Genomic DNA, 20,887 nt, shown 5'->3' with positions numbered 1-20,887 from the left:
GCGAAATGAACTTAATTTATCAGTACTGGATGCGGTCAAATTTAGGGTCGATTGCTCTAATTGTGATTGATTGGGATTGTTTCAGTTTTAAGGGCGCTCGCTCCACCACTACAAACTTGCGCTCAACCGATCGAGCGTTGCTTCCATCACATCCTTTGTTTGCCCGGAAACAGTATACACCAAAGCCTCTCGATAAACTCTCCCTGCCGGGTGCAGCGTACCGTTAGCCGCACCGCTGGAAACTGCAACCGCAGCGTGCCCGCAGCGCACGGCTAAATCAATGGCTTCGGCTCGGAGCGCTAATTGTTCTGCTTTTGAGCTATGTTGAGATTGTGGGAAATGCTGTTTTAGCCGATCGAGCTTTTGCTCTAGTTTTTGGCAAGCCGCCGTTATAAAAGGTGAATTCTTAGCAGCCGCCGCTGCTGCAATTACATCCAATCCCGCTTGAATACAGCCAAAAGTACCCGGAACAAAATTCAGTATATTTTTGCTGTCGTTTTCCGAAATCCAGCCGACAGGTTTAACTGAAATTATTTCCGATTCATGCAGCAACCAATTATCGAGAGTGGCTGTCACAGTATTAGTCGACTTCATGGCGATTAACTGCATGATTTCGCTACAAGCTATTTTACCCGATTCGCGTTCAATATTGGCAAAAGGCACTAAACCGAAAACTGCGCGATTGTCAGGAAGTACCGCAGCTACAATAAACTTTTGAAACAATCCAAAACCTGTTACCCAAGGAACTTTTCCTGACAGTAAATAGCCCGCTTTTGTGGGAGTTGCGGTGACGGCCGGATCGCCCGATCGCCTCAAATGCGAAAACCCAATACCCAAGCGTAGCTCTTTTTGGGTGATCGCGGGCAAGTATCTGCTTTTTAGGATTTCATTGTCGCTGTTGGCAAGCATCGCAGTTGCGCTGTGGTGCTGAGTTTGCAGGAAAGACAAAGCGCCGGAATATCGAGCCGTCAATTCCTGATATTTGTAAAAAATCTCCGGTGAAATTTCAGCGCCGCCCCATTTTTGGGGAACTCGCAACGCTAAGAGCGATCGATCTTCCAATCCAGCAACTGCTGTTTTCAGCGCTTCCGAGTCGCTGTCGATAATTTCCGCGTGGGGTGCAACGCACTTTTGTAGGTAAGTTTCTGTGCTGTTGAGAATATCTTGGGAATCCATTTTTTATAATTATTTTATAGCAGAGGTAGGGACACGGCACTGCCGTGTCCCTACTACTCCCTCGCTCGCGGGGTGTACTTTATAAACGTATAATCGGCTTTATATTTATTCAAATTCTTATGAAGCGAGCCTAAAAGCCCGCCTCATAACTAACTCACTACCAAACTTTCCAAGGAGCCTTTCCTTCATCCCAAAGTTCGTTTAAATACTTGTATTCTCGAAAAGTATCCATTGCAAAGAAGAAGCCCTCATGACGGTAAGCCATCAATTGTCCGTCTGCGGCCAAACGCTGCATCGGCTCTTGTTCTAAAATACAATCATCTCCCCCCAAATACTCAAACACCCGGCGGTTGAATATCATATATCCAACACTGATCCAGCCGTCGATTTGAGGTTTTTCAGTAAATTGAACTACGCGGCTATCGCTGTCTACCTCCAAAATTCCAAAGCGAGAAATCGGGCGAAATGTAGTGACAGTTGCCAGCTTCCCGTGAGACTTGTGAAAATCCATCAAGGCGTCAATATCGACATCAGCTACTCCATCGCCGTATGTCACCATGAAATTCTCGCGATCGATATATTTTTCGATCCGTTTTACCCGCCCTCCCGTCATGCTTTCCGCGCCAGTGTCAGCTAGTGTCACTTTAAAATCTTGTTCGAGATGTTCCTCGTGATAAGTGATGGTATTTTGGCGTCCCAGACAGATAGTAAAGTCATTATTCATGGCTTCATAATTGAGGAAATATTCCTTAATCATGTTGCCGCGATAGCCCAAGCACACAATAAAGTTTTGGAAACCGTAGTGTGCATAGATCTTCATGATGTGCCAAATAATTGGATGGCCTCCCACCTCAACTAAGGGTTTGGGACGAAATTCTGTTTCTTCTCTGAGACGAGTACCGAGACCGCCGGCTAGGATAACTACTTGCATTTTGTCACATTTTTAAAGATGATAAATTAATTTATCATCAATCATCAGGGATTTTTTCAAAGAATTATTAACATTTTTTCATAGTGAGTGAAGCTTTGTAAACCGCAGAAATCACGAACTCTTATAAATAATTCTAGGGTACGCGCGACCGCACCGTGTATTTGAATGCTGCGCGCACTTTCTAACTAACAGTAGGGTGGGTACTGCAGACAGTATATTTGAATACAGCGCAATTTCTAACTTATTAAGGGTCGATTAAGAAATAGACAAAAGAACAGCAAATACCTATACTAAATATAAGAAATAAATTCAACAGCAATGAAAAATCAACTCGATCGCCTAAAAAAGTTTTTAGGTATCTTCTGTGCGATCGCCTCAATAATTATATTATTCCAATCGGCTATACCTGGTGTTTACGCCACGGTTGTTGCACCGAAAATCTCAACCCTACCACAAACGACCGTAGCTTTTGTACCCAACATACCGGGCGGCGGGTTAGACTTTCACGAATCAGCAGGAGGACACACTTTAGAGAGACACGTTGGTAAAACAGAAGCAGAACTAGCACAGCGACTCGCAAGCGAAACGATAATTTCTGCCGCATCTTCTTTTACTGACCGTTCCGTCGCCGAAGCGGCTATTGCAGAAGCACTGAACAGAAATCAAAGTGCGATCGACTCCTGGGTGAAAAGTCGAGGAAATCGTTATACGATCGACTACAATGCCAACAGAATCATTGGCATTACTCTGCGTCGCCGCGCATCCAAAGCAACTTCGGCAACTAGCCTGAGAGTCGTCCTCCAGCGCAGCGCCAAATTACCTCCCGGATACTTTATTCTCACAGCTTATCCCCAATGATCAATCAATTTCCTCATTTAACCCAATTTTTCAGTTCCTACTTTCACCAAGACTGGCCTTTAGAAGCTGACACTCCCAGTGATGTAGTGAACAACTACCGCAGCAGCGAACCACCCGAAAGTGTTGAAGCTGCATCCCAAGAACTCAGCAAACTGCTAGAAATGCCGATCGCCCCAGCCGATTTAGTAGCATTCATCCTGGATGAATTAGGGTGTTACTACGATCCACAATCCGAAAATCAAACAGTCCGAGAGTGGTTGGAATCGGTGCAAAAATCTTTGAATAATCCCAGCTAAAATCTATATATTTGTAAGAACACGGCTATATATTTATAAGGACACGGCACGGCCGTGTCCCTACAACTTGTCCGCAATTAAATAGGATAGCTAGCTCACTTAGTAACCGTCAATAAGTAGCCTTCGTGGACGTTGAAATTAGGGATAACATAAGCCAAGCTGCCACTACCCACCGAAAAACTTTCTTCTTTAACGGTGACAAGCTGTGGCACGGCTCCTTCTTGATTGTTGGGAATTTTTTCTAATTTTAGATTGATTTTCTGACCCCTTTGAATACCTAGCTGCTCCAAATTTCCGAGGCTTAATGTTACCGTTGTTGCTGAGGAAAAATTGGGATCGAAATAACCTAAAAGTATCTGTGCTTTACCTTCAGGATTTGACTTGCTGGCTAAAGCGACAAGGCGATTGTTATTTGACCAACTCCGCACCCGCGAATTAACTCCGTCAGCATAAGCTTTGTAAGTCCACCAAGCGGCTCTCGGCTCAAAAGTATTAGGCGTCACCATCCCACTCAGCGTATTGTTGAAGCAATTGCTAACTTTATTTGGCCCTTGAGTATCCCAACAAGCTCTGCAAGCACCGTCAGCTTTTGCATACTCTAAGTTATACAAATAACCTAAGATTTCCCCCGGCTGGTACTGCGCTAAGTTCCCGACAATTTCGTTGACGTAAATTTTTTGCAATTTCAGTTCTTTGTAAGAGGGACTTTGCTGAAAATTGCGTTTAGCATCAATTACATGGTCGTCAACAAATAAGATCATGGTATCGTTGAGTTCGTGCCAAGCTAGGAAATTTACTTCCAGTTTGTTCGCTTTGCAGTAATCCAAAAAAGCCGCGAGATATCCTTTGTTGTAGTTGGTAATGCTCGGACCGCCAATAATTGCTGATGGCCCCAATTCTTCTCGCAAAATTTTGTAAGCTCTTTTGTAGGTTTCAAAGAATTGTTCTCTGCTTCCATTCCAAAAAGGATTTTTTAAATCTGGTTCATTCCATACATCCCAAATAATTTTCTTGCCTTTATTTTGCTGGGCTAACTGTCGGATGAATGCTTCCCACGCGGGGTAGTTTTGATAGGGCCAGCCATTGGGATTGCTACCGTAGCCCCACAAGTCGCTAACTACTAACTGAAACTCGGCTCCGCTGGCGATTACTCGATCGTAAATATCGAGTCTCCCCACCCGCCAAAGTTTGGGCTGCAAGGGTTTGATCGAGCTATCCGGCGGTTTGGCAGTGTCGATTCCGTGCAGGATGCCACTCATGGAAATTGTAGCGGTGGCTGGCTGTCCAAAATCTACTGTAACGTTCGATCGGAGTTGGGCGATCGCTTTTGGCTGTCCCAAATAGGCTATTAACAGAACAGTGACAATAGCTAAACCAATTGGCAGCAGTTTATTAATACGTGGGAACTTGAATGTAAATTGCATATCTTTCTTTGGTTGATGTTTGGTGAAATGGGCATCTGGCCCGTTCCTAAGAATGCTGCTAGAGCTCAGTTTTAACGAACAGATGACAACACTTCAAAACCCTGTATTAATTCTATCACTTGTTGCCAGGAGCGGGAGTTAATCAACTCGTTGGTATCGAAAGTAACTCCTTTTTCCGCAGCGAAGATACCAAAATTTTTCACCCAATCAAAGATAGTTTCTGTGGTAAAATAAGGTGTGCAAGCCCAAGCAGATTGCAAATTATTCACCATCTCGGACATATCTCCCCGATCGTAAGCCTCCCAAGCTTTCCAAACTAAATAATAGTATTTCAGCAAGCTATCCACTTGCTGTACCTGCTTTTTGAGTTTCGGACTAATAGAGAAACTGTCCCTATCATCCTCAGCTACAAATGCCTGTTCAATTATTTCTCCATATTCCCGAAGCATCCGTTCTTCTTTGAAGAGTTCTTGGGCTCGCGCTTTGCACGCTTCTCCTGCAAGTCGGCGCGATTCGGGATTTTCTGTCCATATTTCGACCGTTTCTACCAACTCTTTTACGGTTCCTGCTGGGTCGATTGTAGGATCGGGAAGCAACTTTCCCGTATCTCCTAATTCTTCAGGAATCCCGCTGACTGCTGTGGCAATTACGGGCAATCCTTTCGCCATTGCTTCCATAATTGCTAGCGGCATTCCCTCTGCTTCGGAAGATAAAATAAAGATGTCGCTGGCATCGAGCCAATCGGCAATATCCCAGCGCTGTCCTAAGAATTTAACCTGTTCTTCTACTCCCAATTTGCTCACAGTTGCTCTTAATTCAGGTTCCAGATTGTCGTGAGTAGTAGACCCAGGTCCGGCCCAAACAAAGTAAATTTGGGACCATATTGGACGATTTTTCAATTGGGCTATCGCCTGCAATTGATACTGATATCCTTTAATTGGAGTCAATCTCGCCGCCGTAAAACAAACAACAGCATTTTCGGGGATTCCTTGTTCTTGACGCAGGCGTTGGCGAGTGGAAAGATTCGGTGGCTCAAAATAACTATTTGGTCTGCCATAATAGATTACTTTCCCCCGTTCTAGACGCGCTTTAAATAGACTTTGGAACAAGTTTAAATTTTCGTGCGAAACAGCTACCGCTGCTTTGGCTACAATGTACTGGTAGGCAACTGCATCGAAATAGGGAATTTGATCGCCGCGATCGAAGGTTTCATAATTCCGATTGATATAACCCAGACTGATTATGTACGGTATATTTTGCTCGATCGCAACTTGTTTGGCTGCAAAGTTAGCCATCGGCCAGCCGTCACTAAATATAATTAAATCCGGTCGAGCCTGGGCGTAAATCTTTTGAGCATCATCCAAATTGTAAGCTATTCGCAAAAACTCTTTCATCGTGTCGAACTCTAGCCAAATATGTTCGATACCGAGCTGTTTTTGTTCGCTAATTAAAGGATTAGAAGCTTGACTTTGAACGCTGGTAACTCGGTAGCCATCCGCAGCTAATTTACACATCAGGGAGTGGTTAAACTGAGCCAAACCGCCGACTCCTGAGTCTTCTGTGTACAGGAGTACGTGCTTTCTTGGCTGCCGAGAAGTCGAACTGGGAGCCGATTGAAACTGATAAGGATTGTTCGCTGCGATCGCCACTATGTCTTGCCATTCCTGTAAATTGGTTAAGGCATAGGCATCAAAGTTGTAGCCGTACTGTTCCGAAACTCCCTTAAAAGTTTCCAACCAATTAAAAACAGTTTCAGTACCTGTCAGATTAGTGTAATGCAGAGATTTTTCTAGACTTTCGACCATTTCTGGCAAATATCCGTCGCGGTACATCCGCCATGCTATCCATACGAAACACTTGTAACGTTCCGCACGTTTCAAGTCGCGGATGTGCTGAGGCAAATCTGGTCGCGCGAAAAATTGCTCCATCAAAATTTCCGTATTTTTCATTAATTTGGAGCCGTTGGACATGATATTGCTGTCGTGCTGACGATAGCAGGTTAATATCTCTTTTAACCAAACTGACTTGCAGCCTTTTAAAGCTAAACGTAGGACAAAATCTAAATCTTCGGTTGGTGGCAAGCGAGGATCGAAACCTCCCAAGCGTTCCCACCACTCTCGCCGCAGCATCATGGCACTGGGACGCACTGATTTGTAGAAAACAAAGGCTTCTAAATCTAATTTTGGTTCTTCTTCCCAAGGCTTGACTCCATAGATGGCTTCGTCGTTGTCGCCAACTATCTGCCAACCTGTTTGCACCATATCTAATGTGGGATCAGCGTCAAAACAAGCTACTTGTTTTTCTAGTTTTTCTGGTAAAAAGAAGTCGTCAGCATCTAGAAAAGCTAAGAATTCCCCTTTGGCTAACTTACAAGCATGATTCCGAGCAATTGCTGCTCCTTGGTTATCTTGATAGATGTATTGAATTAAATCGAGGTAAGGTGCTAAAACTTGGCGAGTGTTGTCAGTTGAACCATCGTCTATGACGATAATTTCCCAGTTTTGATAAGTCTGGCCCAGAACACTCTCTACGGATTTGACAATGTAGCTATCGCTGTTGTAAGTGGGAATGATGACGCTGACTCTGACTATTTTTTCGGGAAGTATGTTAACCATTAACTTTTTCCATTCTGGTAAGTTTCTTAAAGATTGAGTGTCGGGGTCAATTCCGTAAGATTTAGAAATTGCCGTCAGACGAGCAAGCCAATCTATTACTGTTTTTTCTGGCGAGTAAGGAGTATAAATGAAAGATTTTTGGTAATAATCTACTGCTTGTACCGGATAGCCACTGTAGAAAAGTTGCCACGACATCCATGTTAGAATCTCATAAAAAGCCGGTTTTTCCAATTGACGGATGTCCTCGGGCAAGTCAGATCGGGCGAATAAGTTTTGCTTTAATTTAATAGCAAGATTTGCTTGTTTTTCCGCTCTATGGATGGACACATTTTGCCCGTGCTGGCGGTAGCATACTGTCACTTGAGGCAACCAAGCAGCTTCGCAGCCAGATAGTGCTAAACGCAAGATTAAGTCGGCATCATCTACTGAATCATATTGAGAATCAAAGCCACCCACTCGTTCCAGCCACTGCCGTGAAAACATCATGGCGCTGGGAAGTAGGGGCATATAAACAATCCAGGTTTTTAAGTCTAGCTGAGGCAAGTATTCCCAGGGTGTTACATCGAAAATACTTTCGCCTTGTTCTTTAACAATTCGCCAGCCACTATTAACAATTCCTAGTGATGGCTGAGCGTCAAATACCGCAACTTGTCCAGCCAACTTATCTGACAGTAAAAAGTCATCTTGATCTAAAAAAGCAATTAATTCACCTCGGGATTCCTGAATTCCTCGGTTGCGGGCGGCAGCTACTCCTTGGTTTCCCTGATAAACATAGCGAATTTTGTCAAAATAAGGTTGCAATGCTTGGCGGGTGTCGTCGGTTGAGCCGTCGTCTATGACGATAATTTCCCAGTTTTTATAGGTTTGGCTAATAACGCTTTCTACCGCTTGCGCGATATAGCGATCGCCATTATATGCTGGAATAATTACACTTACTCGCGGTGTCGAATTTGCCATTGACATGAGTTTTATCGGTGATCGGGAAGGGTTCGGCAACAGATTCTGTAAGGGATGTAACGGAGCTAACGGAGGTCAGGCAGAAGGCAGATGCAATTCTACTGCTAACAGCAATCCGAATTTCACAGGTAAATTTGGTATTTTAACGTGCATAAAATACAGATTCAATTCCCTGTACTTCCTCGACTAATTGTTGCCATTCTGCTGAATTAATTAGAGAATATGTATCTAACTTATGCCCTTTGTTGGAGGAAAAGTTGCCAAAATATTCTACCCAATTTAATAGGGTTTCTGTAGTCAAAAAAGGTGTGTACTTCAAAGATTCTTGAAGCCACTTCTGCATTCCGCTTAGATCTTCTTGACAGTAAGCCTGCCAAGCATTCCACACTAAAGAGCTGTAGTACACCCGGCTTTCTATTTTCGCCATTGACCTCTGCACCTCTTTTTTATTAACCAATAACTCTGTTTGGCGATCGCCAACTAAAGCTTTTTCGATCGCCTCCATCGACTGTGCCAACATCCGTTCCTCTTTGAATAGTTTTTCGGCCCGCTGCTTGCAAGCTTGACCGAGTTGATGCCGTAATTCTGGATTCATCGCCCAAGCTTCTACAGTTTTCGCCAATTCCCTCGCGGTTCCCTCTGGATCGGTATTCGGATCGGGCAACAATTTCCCCGTATCGCCAAGCCCTTCAGGAATACCGCCCACAGCCGTTGCAACTACCGGCAATCCCTTAGCCATCGCTTCCATGACTGAAAAAGAAGGCGCTGCATCTGCAAGAGAAGTCAAAATGAATATGTCGCTAGCATCCAGCCAATCTAGGATATCCCAGCGCTGTCCGATCAACTTCACGCGATCGCTCACCCCTAACTCTTTAATAGTTTCCCTCAATTCTATTTCTACATTGTCAGCGCTTCCCTCACCAGTTCCGGCCCACAGAAAATACAGTTTAGACCACACAGGAGACTGCTGCAACTGCTTGATTGCTTCGATCTGATATCGATGCCCTTTAATAGATGCCAATCGAGCAGATGTGAAACAGACAATCGCATCTTCAGGAATTTCTATTTCTTGTCGCAGGCGTTGACGAGCCCCAGCATTAGGAGGTAAAAAATATTCAGGAGAACGCCCCAAGTAAATCACTTGTCCTCGCTCTTTTGGCAACTTGAAATGTTGGCACAATAAATTCAAATGTTCGTAAGCCCCAACAATCAAGGCTCTAGCTTGCAGGCAGTGGTGAAGCACTCCTTCTACATAAGGAACTACATCCCCGCAGGCAAAAGTTGCGTGTTCTGGCATAACTAACCCAATCACCATCATGTATGGTATTCCCATTTGAATAACTACCTGTTTTGCTGCAAAATTGGAAAATGGCCAGCCATCGCTAAAAATAATCATATCCGGTTTATTACTAGCAAAAATTTCTCGTGCATCCTGAGTATTTCTTAACACCCGCTGTAAATCTTTATGGCCGCTAAAATCCAGCCACAAATGCTTTATACCTAACTCTCGTTCTCGATCCAGCAAGGGGCTAGAATGTTTCGTTTGCACGCAAGTAACTCGATAGCCCAACATGGCTAACTTACAGAGAATGGCATGATTATACTGCGCTAATCCTCCCACGCCCGGATCGTCCGTGTTGTAGAGTAAAATGTGCGATTCCCTCCGGGATAGCTTCGCTTCACGCGCTTGTGAAGGTGTGGGAATAGAAGTCTGTTGAGATTGGGGTGGATTAGTCATCACCATCAAAATTATCTCTTGCCATTCCGCTAACTTACTCAGCGAATAAGCGTCAAAAATTTCCCCATATTCTTCAGAAGCTATCCTAAAAGTTTCCAGCCAATTCAATACTGTTTTTGTAGGCGAAAAAGGCGTATAGTGCAATGATTTTTCCAAACACTGCGCCATCTCTGCTATATGACCGTCGCGGTACATCCGCCATGCCAGCCACTTGAAGGATAGATAGTGTTCCTGGTTTTTTAACTGGCGGATTGACTCAGGCAAATCAGCTCTATTGAAGAATTCTTTCATCAAAATTTCTGTATTCTTCATTAGCGGCAAACCGCTGGACATGATATTAGAATTGTGCTGGCGGTAACAGGTAAGAATCTGTTCTAACCAAACTGCTTTGTACCCCTTTAAAGTCAAACGCAAAGCAAAATCTAAATCTTCGGCTAGCGGAAAGTGAGAAGCGAAACCACCCAAATCTTCCCAGCACTTTCGGCGCAGCATCATCGCACTCGGACGCACACATTTATATATAATAAAGCTGCCTAAATCTAATTCGGGTGCTTGCTGCCAAGGCTTGACAGCAGAAATCTCTCGCCCGGTTTCATCGACTAGCAGCCAACCTGTTTGCACCATGTCTAATGCGGGGTCAGCGGCAAAACAAGCTATTTGTTTTTCGAGCTTGGATGGTAAGAAATAGTCATCAGCATCTAGAAATGCCAAAAACTCGCCTTGCGCTAGTTGGCAAGCACGATTCCGGGCTACCCCGACTCCTTGGTTTTCCTGATAAATGTAGCGAATTCTGTCAAAATAAGGTTGCAATACTTGCTGCGTGCGATCGGTCGAACCATCGTCTACAACTATAATTTCCAAATTAGTAAAAGTTTGACTTAGGGCGCTTTCTACCGCTTGCACGATGTAGCGATCGCCATTATATGCTGGTATAATTACGCTAATAAGCGGTGTTCGATTGACGGTTGACATTATTTAGCTCGCTATTAACCTATTATTGTCTAGTTTATATTAAGGTTGCTGACATTTAGCACTATTTATTAGCCCATCGGCAGATGTATTTACTTGAATTTGAAGTTAGACAAGTTGTACCATACAATAATACATAGAATTATTACTCAACAGGAACGCCAAAAGTGAATTCAGAAACAGCAGCGGTTGATTTTCAACAACAGGCCGAAGTCTATTTGGCTTTAGGGAAGTTGGATGAGGCGATCGCACTTTGCCAGCAAGTTTTGGCATCGCACCCCAATTCCGCCAAGACTTGCAAGACCTTGGGGAAGGCGCTGCAAGCTCAGGGTAAACTAGAAGACGCAAGGTATTGGTATAAAGTTGCGATCGCTCTGCAACCCGATTTTGCCGAAGCTTTTGCTAACCTCGGCACTCTCAGCGCTACTTTGGAACAGTGGCAAGAGGCGATCGCCTGTTACCAAAAAGCCATCTCCCTGCAACCAAACTTGGCAGGATTTTACCGTAATTTGAGCCGGATATTTACCCAAGTCGGCCAAGCTGAAGAAGCAGCAGACTGTTGGTATCAAGCACTTATGGTGGAACCGATAGAGATAGCGGAAGAATATCTCGATTTAGGTAATACTTTGTTGGCGCAAAACAAGCCAGAAAAAGCGCTGACTTGTTACCACCGCACGATTTATTTAAACCCGAGTTTTTGCGAAGCTTACTGCCAATTAGCAGAAGCTGCTAGCGAGCTCAAAAAGTGGGACGAAGCTATTATTCACTACCGCAAAGCTATTCAACTCCAGCCGGAGATTTCGGAGTTTCATTACAAATTAGGCAATGTTTTGCAAGCTAAGGAACTCTGGCGCGAAGCGGAGGCTGCCTACCGAAAAAGTATTGATTTAAATCCCAATTCTTTTTTGTCATACTACAACTTAGGCAGCGTGCTGCTCAATTTAGAAAAATGGCAAGAAGCTGCGATAGCCTACCGCACGGCTGTTGAAATTAACCCGGATTATTCTTGGTCTTACTACAGCATCGGTGCAGCTTGCGATCGATTAGAAGAATGGTCTGAATCCGCCGCTGCTTACCAGCGCGCGACTGAAGTAGACGAGAATTTTTTCGCAGCTTTTCACAAGTTGGGAGATGCTCTTTTTAAACTAGAAAAATGGTCAGAAGCTGAGGCTGCATACGAACGGGCGATCGCCCTAAATGCAGATTTATTTTGGTCTCATTATAACTTAGCTTTGACTTTAGTTAAACTTCAAAAGTTTGCAGAAGCAACACTCGCTTATCGGCGGGCGATCGCACTCAATCCAGAATTCTCTTGGACTTACCACAATTTAGGAGAAGTGCTGTTAAAAACTAAACAGTGGAAAGCCGCAGCTACCGCTTACCAACGTGCTATTGAACTTAATCCCACTATTTCGTGGTCTTATTACAATTTAGGCGATGCATTGAGTGAAAGTCACGAATGGAACGATGCTGTTTCCGCCTACCTTTGTGCGCTTAAAATCGACCCGTCTCTACCGAAAATTTACATAAACTTAGGTAATGCTCTAATTAAAAGAACTCCGGTAGATTCAGATCTAGCAACTAGCTACTATCACCACGAAATGCAGCCGCTGCACGCTCCTGAATTTTACTGCGAAATCGCCCAAAAGTTTGTTGAGAGCGATCAGCGTAACGAAGCCATAATGTTGTACTTGATGGCATTAGAAATTAGACCCAAAGATCCAAAAATCTCCCAAAAATTAGAGGAGATTTTAGAAAAACAGCGTCAAACAGGGGAATCTACTCTATTATTAGAGTTAGAAGCTAAGGATATTCGCGATCGTTACATTGCCCGAGTCGCCAAAGGCAAGACTTTTGCAGAAGTCGGTGGCTTGTGGGGAACTGTCAGCGAAAAAGTATCTATAGCTAGCAAATACGGTGCAGTTTCTCTTACAATGATTGATGCCATGTCGGCATCCCTCCACTGGTGGCAAGATTTTCACGATCTGATGACAAGTTTAAATATTGCTAATTATCACTGTATCAATCGAGATATAACTCAGATTCAGCTTGCCGACATTGGCGAGCCTTACGATGTAGTTCACTGTGCAGGAATTTTGTACCATCACCCCCATCCGTTGCAGATTTTAGTTGCCTTGCGTCAGATAACTCGCGAGCATTTAGTTTTAACTTCAGCTATTACTCAAGAAGTGATAGAAAATGAGTTGGGACGCTATGAAATTCCAGCTTCGGGAGTAATGTTTATTCCCGCTTTGGACGACGCAGAACGAGCAATTTTAACAGCCTACTGGCAGCAATACCTCAACAACAACCCACTTATAGGGATAACTGAAAAAGCAGTTTTTGACATCAACGACTTTGCGCCGTGGTGGTGGCTACCTACAGCTACTGCTTTAGAATCTATGTGCGAAGTTGCGGGATTTAAAGTTTTAGACAAAGGATTGACTTGGGACAATAATGCTTTGACTCTGCTGCTGGGGATTTGAGGATTGGTAAACGAACAATAACAGGACTTGCTTGTACACAAACGGCTAAACACCCGGTTTATGAGCGGATTCCTCATTTTCTTTCCCCAATATTCCTACTAAAAACCGGGTGTTTTCCGTAAGTCCTAAGTAAAATAGCTGCCAACATTTTTTGTGAAGAAAATAGTAACTGGGAAATAATCAATGAACAATCAGCAACCAGGGACGCCGTTAGGAAACATTTTAGTAGTAGACGATACACCAGAAAACCTGCGTCTGTTGTCTACGATGTTGACTCAGAGGGGGTACACCCCTCGCTGCGTAATTAACGGAAAAATGGCTTTGAGAGCCTGCAATTCTAATCCACCCGATTTGATTTTGCTCGACATAATGATGCCGGAAATGAACGGCTACGAAGTCTGTCAGCACTTGAAACTAGAAGCAAAAACTCGCGAAATTCCGGTAATTTTTATCAGCGCTAAAGATGAAGTATTTGACAAAGTAAACGCATTTGCTGTGGGAGCTGTTGACTATATCAGCAAGCCATTTCAGTTTGAAGAAGTGCTAGCCCGCATCGAAAGTCACCTCAGCCTGCGGAATTTACAAAAGCAGCTAAAAGAACAAAATATGCTGCTGCAAGAAGAAATCACGAGCCGCTTAGCAGTCGAAAAAACTCTTCAGGAAAAAAACCAAATCTTGCAACAAGAAATCAGCACCCGTCGCGCTGTTGAAAAAGCTCTGCAAGAGCAAAATTTGGTACTCCAACAAGAGATATCCCACCGCCAGCGCGCCGAATCTGCTCTATTAAAATCTAACCAAGAATTAGCGCGTTCAAATGCAGAACTAGAACAATTTGCTTATGTGGCTTCTCACGACTTGCAAGCGCCTTTAGCAACCATTGCCAGTTACGCTCAACTTTTAGAAAAACGCTACAAAGACCAACTCGACAGCCAAGGTAGTAAGTTTATCGGTAATATCGTTCAGGGCTGCACCAGAATGCAAACTTTAATTGACGATTTACTCGAATATTCGCGCGTTGGCAGGAGTCGGAAACCTTTTCAACTGACAGATTGCAATCATGCAGTCGAGCAAGCACTCGCGAACCTACAAGGGGCGATCCGCGAGACTAAAGCCGTTGTCACCTACAGCGAATTACCTGCGGTAATGGGGGATATCTCTCAACTCGTACAGCTCTTTCAAAATTTAGTCAGCAATGCGATCAAATATCGCCACGATGCACCGCCTGTTGTTCATGTTACCGCTTGCAAACAGGAGGAAAACTGGTTGATTTCTGTCTCAGATAATGGAATTGGGATTGCTCCCCAGCATCAAAAACGTATCTTTCAAATTTTTCAGCGCTTGCACACTCAAAGAGAATATTCGGGGACAGGTATTGGTTTAGCAATTTGTCAAAAAATTGTAGAACTTCACGGCGGATGTATCTGGGTGGAATCGGAACCGGAGCAAGGTTCAACTTTTTACTTTACTCTCGCTTAATAGAGGCATAATTTCGGCAAAAAATATAAGCTATAAGGTAGGTACAATTAATTAATTAATTTCTATATTACAACTCTTAACCGGGAAAATATGCTCTAGAAGTTAATACTATTTAATATGGGAGATAAAATCATTGAATAATTGGGAAGGAGTGTGAGTATCAGGGTGGGGAGATGGGCTACAGTTGCCTTCCTTTTTTTAGTGGTATAAATGGCCAGTTAGAATAAAAAAGTTTTCCGTTGACAGTCGACTTGGTGCGTGATACAATTTTAATTATTAAACATATTTTTGTAACGCTTGCTTACCCTCCCAATCTGACGATCGATGTATGTGTACGTGCAATTGAATTACTGCCCTGGAAATAAAAGGTAAAATTCAAGTTAGTTTAATATTTAATTGATCGACAAATATTATTATGAAAGCAGTGTTTGACTTAGCTTTGCCTCCTATCTGCTTTAAAGTTCTGTTAGTAGAAGACAACCATCAGGAAGCTGAGCTGATTGAAGATTTACTGTCAGAAATAGGTGGATCGCAGCGTATAGTGCTGACGAAAGTAGAGCGCCTCAGCGAAGCGCAGCAGCGATTAAATCAAGAAACTTTTGACATAATTTTATTAGACCTTTCATTGCCAGATAGTCTGGGAATCGAGACGGTGGCTCGGGTACAAGAGTACGGGGTAAATGTGCCGATCGTAGTTCTGACCGCCCAAAACGACGAAGAACTTGCCCTGCGGTTGATTTCGGTCGGCGTACAGGATTACTTGGTAAAAAGAAAAATCGACAGCGAACTGTTAATTAGATCGCTCCGTTACGCCATAGAACGCCAGAACAGTCAAGATGCTTTGCGAAAAAGTGAAGAAAAATATCGCTCGGTGGTGGAAAATTCCCTGATCGGCATTGCAATCATCGCTCCAATTATTGACAGCGAAATTCCTTTAAATTGCCATTGGATAGAAGTTAACGATGCCCTGTGCAATTTGCTGGGCTATGAGCGCTACGAACTCGTGCAAAAGAATTGGCTAGAGTTGACTCATTCAGAGGATTTGGAGGGTAATTGTGAAAAATTTTCTCAGATGTTAGCAGGTAGGCTCGACGGTTACATCTTAGACAAAAGGTGGCTCAGAAAAAATGGCGAAATAGTTCACACGCGAGTTTCCCTTCGCTGCCTCCGCCGCATGGACGGGTCTATCGACCGGATAATCGAAGTAGTGTTGGACGTGAGCGATCGCTACCGCTACGAAGCAAAACTGAAAGCGTCAGAAGAATTTTTAAACCACACCATAAATGCTACGCCAGACCCAATTTTTGTCAAAGACGAGCAACACCGCTGGATGATATTAAATGATGCTTTCTGTCAGTTGGTCGGCAAATCGCGGCAAGAACTGATTGGCAAATCAGATTATGACTTTTTCCCCCAATCAGAAGCTGCTGTTTTTTGGACAAAAGATGAAGAAGTATTGACAACGGGGATCTGCTTGGAAACCGAAGAAAAATTCACAGACTCGGCAGGGAGAGAACACATAATTTCTACCAAAAAAAGCGTCTTCCAAATAGCAGACGGCAGTAAAGTAATAGTGGGTACAATTAGAGATTTTACCGAATACAGACAGCAACAAAAAGCCCTGGAACAAAGCGAAGCTCGCTTTCAAAAATTGGTAGCTAACCTGCCGGGAATAATTTATCAATTACGAATGTCAGCAACGGGAAAATTGTCTTTCCCCTACATCTCTTCAGGCAGCCGCCAACTCTACGAATTAGAGGCAGAAGCAATAGAGCAAAATGCGGAACTGATTTCCAAGGGAATTCACCCAGACGATCTCTTAGATTTAAAAACCTCGATCGCCATTTCAGCCACAACGCTGGAACCTTGGCAGCAGCAGTGGCGGCAGACTTTACCATCTGGAAAAGTTAAGTGGCTGCAAGGAGCGGCGAGACCAGAAAGGCTCACTAATGAGAGCAAATCTGGCAGCGAAGGCGATATTCTCTGGGATGGTTTAGTGATGGATATCACTGAATTAAAGCAGGCACAAACAGAGCGCGATCGTTTTTTTACCATCTCCTTAGACTTGCTTTGTATTGTAGGTTTTGACGGTCATTTTAAACGTTTAAACCCAGCTTGGTCAACAGCTTTAGGCTACAGTATTAGTGAATTGTTTGCCAAGCCAATGATCGAATTTGTTCATCCAGACGATCGAAAAGCCACCGCAGCCGAAGGAGCAAAGCTAATAGCGGGTACGTCCAGTATCTCCTTTGAAAACCGCTACATCTGCAAAGACGGTTCTTACAAATGCTTCCTGTGGACCGCATCGCCATTTAGCGAAGAAGGTTTAATCTACTCAGTCGGTCACGACATTACCTCTCGTAAACAAGTAGAGTCCCAACTCCAGCGACAAGCAGTAGCAATGGCCGCTGCTTATGACGGCATCGCCATTTTTAATAATAATAAAGAATGTATTTATTCAAACGACGCTTATCTCAAAATGTACGGATTGGCTAGCAGTAGCGAACTGTATGGGAAGAAATGGAAAATGCTCTACAGCAAAGCCGAAAATTTATTTTTTGAACTCCAAATAATGCCGATGCTCCTGCAAAAAGGGTACTGCAATATAGAAGCGAGCGGTCAGCGCCGTGACGGTACTAAGTTCCCTCAAGAATTGTCGCTGACAATGCTTGTAGGTGGCGAAATCATTTCTATAGTCCGCGATATAACTAATAGAAAACAGGTAGAATCAGCCCTGCGATCGAGCCAGCGGCGGTACCAAACTTTAGCAGAAGCATCGCCAGTTTGCATATTCCATACCGACACCTTGGGAAATTGCCTTTATGTGAATCAACGGTGGAGCGAAATTACGGGATTAAATGCAGAATTAGCCGCAGAAATTGGCTGGATGAATGCCATACATCCCGACGATGTTGCTCGGGTAAAAAATGAATGGCATCGAGCAATTATTGAGAAAATTCCTTTTAAATCAGAATACCGCTTTCAGCGTCCAGACGGTCGGGTAATTTGGGTGATCGGTCAGGCAATTGCAGAAATCGGAGACAAGCAGGAAATTAAAGGCTATATCGGCACTATTACTGATATTAGCGATCGCAAACAAGCAGAACTAGATTTGCTGCGAGTTACTCAAGCGGTGGAAAGCACCAGCGATGCGATCGGCATTGCTGACTTGACAGGGCGATCGCTCTACCACAATCAAGCCTTTGTTCAACAGTACGGCTACACAGCAGAAGAACTAAACACAGCAGGCGGATTAACAGCAATTTACCCCCAAACTAAAGTGCTGCTAGAAATGTTTAAAACGATTCGTAAAGGCAAATCTTGGCAAGGGGAACTCAAAATCAACACTAAAAACAACGAACTGGTAACAACTTTATTTCGCGCCGACGGCATTAAAGATGAAACTGGTCATTTAATCGGGTTAGTGGGAGTAATTACCGACATCACCGAACGTAAACAAGCGGAGATGGCACTGGAGCAGCAATTAAGGCGAGAACGGCTGGTAGTGGCCATGCTCGATCGCATTCGCTCCTCCCTAAATTTAGAAGAAGTCCTGACAACTGCTGTCGAACAAGTGCGGCAATTTTTGCAAACAGACCGCACAGTTATTTACCGTTTTAATCCCGACTGGAGCGGCTTTGTCGTGGTGGAATCCGTGGCAAAAAATAGAATTTCGCTGCTAAATTTTAACAATATAGATGGCTGTTTTAGAGAAAAATTTGTTGATATTTATCAGCAAGGCGGTATTAGATCTATGGAAGATATTTACCGGGAAAATTTGACGGAATGCCACATGAAATTTCTCGAAGGATTTGAAGTAAAAGCTAACTTAATAGTGCCGATTTTAAAAGCACGAGAAAGCATTTCACAGACCCAACCGACGGCAGAAAATGAGCTCTGGGGACTGCTGATCGCCCAGGATTGCAGCGGCCCCCGTCCCTGGGATTCCTCAGAAATAGAATCCCTCCGGCAATTGTGCGTGCAATTGGCGATCGCGATCCAGCAATCGACGCTATTTCAACAAGCACAAACGGAAATTGTCGATCGCAAACTGGCAGAATCTGCCCTCCAACAAGCTGCATTAGCAGCAGAAAGTGCCAACCGTGCCAAAAGCGAATTTCTTGCCAATATGAGCCACGAACTACGCACGCCTTTAAACGGCGTTTTAGGTTACGCTCAAATCCTCAAAACCGACAAAGACTTAAACTCAGATCACCAAGAAAGTCTCAGCAATATTCAACAGTGCGGTCAACACCTGCTGATGTTAATCGACGATGTTTTAGATCTTTCCAAAATTGAAGCTAGAAAAATGGAACTCTACCCGGAAGAGTTAAATTTTCTAAATTTTACGAAAAACATTGCTGATCTCTTTCAGATGCGGGCCTCTCAAAAAGAAATTTTATTCCATTACGAACAAGTCTCTCCCCTGCCTAGCTGCGTTCGTGTCGATCCCAAAAGATTGCGCCAAATTCTCATAAATTTACTCAGCAATGCCGTGAAATTTACTAACAGTGGCGGTGTGACTTTCAAAGTCGGCTATGTCGGCACAGGGGCCTGGAGTCGAGGGCAAGGAGAAAATTATGAGTTCTCGACTTTGAGTTCTGAACTGAAACAAAATTATATGCGATTCGCCCACAATCCGATCGCAGCCAAACACGCTTTAAAAATCCGCTTTCAAGTCGAGGATACCGGCACTGGAATAGAGCGAAGCAAGTTAGAAGAAATATTTTTGCCTTTCCACCAAGTAGGAGGCAATACGTTTGTTGAAGGTACAGGTCTTGGACTCTCAATCAGCCAGAAATTAGCGAAACTAATGGGTACCGAAATTCGCGTCCACAGCACTTTGGGAAAAGGCAGCACTTTTTGGGTAGATTTAGAATTGCCCGCAGCTAAACGGTACTTGGAGGTGTCTCCTTTGCAGGAAAAACGCTGGCTGGTGGGTTTTATCGGCAACAAGCGCAAAGTGCTAATCGTGGATGACAATCAACTGGATCGCGATTTGTTGTGCAGGCTGCTGCGGCGTTTGGGATTTGAGGTTGCAGATGCGAAAAACGGGCAAGACTGCCTCGGCAAAACAGTTGAATTTCAACCGGATGTGATTTTAATGGACTTGCGAATGCCTGTAATGGATGGCTTAGAAACTGCAAGAAAACTGCGGCAGTTGCCGGAAGTAAAAGATGTTGTGTTAATCGCTATGTCAGCTAGCGTTTTCGAGGCTACGCAGCAAGATAGCATCCTCGCAGGGTACGATGCTTTTCTTCCCAAACCAATCGAAGCAAATCACTTTTTGGAACAGTTGCGCGTGCATTTGGGACTAGAATGGATTTATGGGGAATCTTCGGAAAACAACAAACGCAAAACTCCCACTTTGTCACCCGCCTCTGATTTTCCTGCTTATTCTTCTTTGTTACCTGCGGCTTCTGAGTCAGTAGCAAAACTTTTGAAACTCGCAGCTATGGGCGACATTGAAGAAATTTTTGAGGAGAGTGCTAAGCTGGAGAGTTTAGAACCTAATTTAGTGCCGTTTGTCTCGAAGCTGCGCCAACTTGCTAAGGGATTTCAGCTCAAACAAATTCGGAATACTTTAAAGCAATATATAGAGGGAAAATAGTATGACTCTCATGGTTGAGAGCTTGGCTGAATACAGATAATTTAGATGTGCAGCAACTTACCGCCGCGTTATTCAGCCGGATATCTGGCAATTGTAGATCGCGCAATTGTCGGGATCATCTCACTTTTACAGCCAAGCTAGAAGAAATTGGAGTTTTGAGGCCCGAGGCAGGAGGCAGAAGGAAAAAGGCAGAAGAAGTGTTTTTACAAATATGAGATGCTCCCCAATTGTCAGTGCAGGCTGCTGTAACTCCCAACATTAAACAAATTATTTTGCCACTTCAGAAGTTGTATCCCCGAGTCCGAGCAACTGCTGTTAAATGCCCGCTATCTTTGGGTAAAGCAGAGATT

General features: G+C 43.9%; 10 protein-coding genes. 5 read left to right on the top strand and 5 right to left on the bottom strand.

Annotation, left to right across the window (positions count from 1 at the left end; translation table 11 throughout):
* Positions 1–108 precede the first annotated feature (108 nt).
* Together QUA42_RS05760 and rfbF are read right to left on the bottom strand one after the other, a co-directional pair.
* Entirely contained in the window at positions 109–1,176 is a 1,068-nt protein-coding gene (locus QUA42_RS05760) for an acyl-CoA dehydrogenase family protein (protein WP_333135895.1), read from the bottom strand.
* 157 nt (positions 1,177–1,333) lie between these two features.
* Positions 1,334–2,107 carry a glucose-1-phosphate cytidylyltransferase gene (gene rfbF, locus QUA42_RS05755; protein ID WP_333135893.1) on the bottom strand — a complete coding sequence of 258 codons (774 nt, stop codon included), beginning with the start codon at positions 2,105–2,107 and terminating at the stop codon, positions 1,334–1,336.
* A 318-nt stretch (positions 2,108–2,425) separates the two neighbouring features.
* On the opposite strand from rfbF, the gene QUA42_RS05750 reads away from it, so the two are divergent.
* Together QUA42_RS05750 and QUA42_RS05745 are read left to right on the top strand one after the other, a co-directional pair.
* Positions 2,426–2,965 (top strand): RNase A-like domain-containing protein, encoded by a 540-nt coding sequence (locus tag QUA42_RS05750; protein ID WP_333135891.1) that lies wholly within the window; start codon positions 2,426–2,428, stop codon positions 2,963–2,965.
* Positions 2,962–3,261, top strand: a complete 300-nt coding sequence (locus QUA42_RS05745; RefSeq protein WP_333135889.1) for a contact-dependent growth inhibition system immunity protein — start codon at positions 2,962–2,964, stop codon at positions 3,259–3,261. Before QUA42_RS05750 ends, QUA42_RS05745 begins: the two co-directional genes overlap by 4 nt.
* 95 nt (positions 3,262–3,356) lie before the next feature.
* On the opposite strand, the gene QUA42_RS05740 is transcribed toward QUA42_RS05745, so the two are convergent.
* The 3 genes from QUA42_RS05740 to QUA42_RS05730 all read right to left on the bottom strand — a co-directional run bounded on the left by QUA42_RS05740 (position 3,357) and on the right by QUA42_RS05730 (position 10,967).
* Entirely contained in the window at positions 3,357–4,685 is a 1,329-nt protein-coding gene (locus tag QUA42_RS05740) for a GH39 family glycosyl hydrolase (RefSeq protein ID WP_333135887.1), read from the bottom strand.
* Between the two features lie 71 nt (positions 4,686–4,756).
* Positions 4,757–8,263 carry a glycosyltransferase gene (locus tag QUA42_RS05735; RefSeq protein WP_333135885.1) on the bottom strand — a complete coding sequence of 1,169 codons (3,507 nt, stop codon included), beginning with the start codon at positions 8,261–8,263 and terminating at the stop codon, positions 4,757–4,759.
* A gap of 136 nt (positions 8,264–8,399) precedes the next feature.
* Positions 8,400–10,967, bottom strand: coding sequence for a glycosyltransferase (locus QUA42_RS05730; protein ID WP_333135883.1), 2,568 nt, complete (start codon positions 10,965–10,967; stop codon positions 8,400–8,402).
* Positions 10,968–11,131: 164 nt separating this feature from the next.
* Between QUA42_RS05730 and QUA42_RS05725 the strand changes: the two genes are divergently transcribed.
* The 3 genes from QUA42_RS05725 (at position 11,132) to QUA42_RS05715 (ending at position 20,537) form a co-directional block, all read left to right on the top strand.
* Entirely contained in the window at positions 11,132–13,450 is a 2,319-nt protein-coding gene (locus QUA42_RS05725; RefSeq protein WP_333135881.1) for a tetratricopeptide repeat protein, read from the top strand.
* A 183-nt stretch (positions 13,451–13,633) separates the two neighbouring features.
* Positions 13,634–14,926: an ATP-binding protein gene (locus QUA42_RS05720; protein ID WP_333135879.1), complete on the top strand. Its 1,293-nt coding sequence runs from the start codon at positions 13,634–13,636 to the stop codon at positions 14,924–14,926.
* A 415-nt stretch (positions 14,927–15,341) separates the two neighbouring features.
* Positions 15,342–20,537: a PAS domain S-box protein gene (locus tag QUA42_RS05715; protein ID WP_333135877.1), complete on the top strand. Its 5,196-nt coding sequence runs from the start codon at positions 15,342–15,344 to the stop codon at positions 20,535–20,537.
* The last annotated feature ends 350 nt before the right edge of the window (positions 20,538–20,887 follow it).

Origin of the sequence: Microcoleus sp. Pol11C2, from assembly GCF_036701505.1 — a bacterium.
Lineage (GTDB): Bacteria > Cyanobacteriota > Cyanobacteriia > Cyanobacteriales > Microcoleaceae > Microcoleus.
The sequence above is the reverse complement of the archived record's forward strand: the minus strand, read 5'-3'. Positions and strand labels throughout refer to the sequence as shown.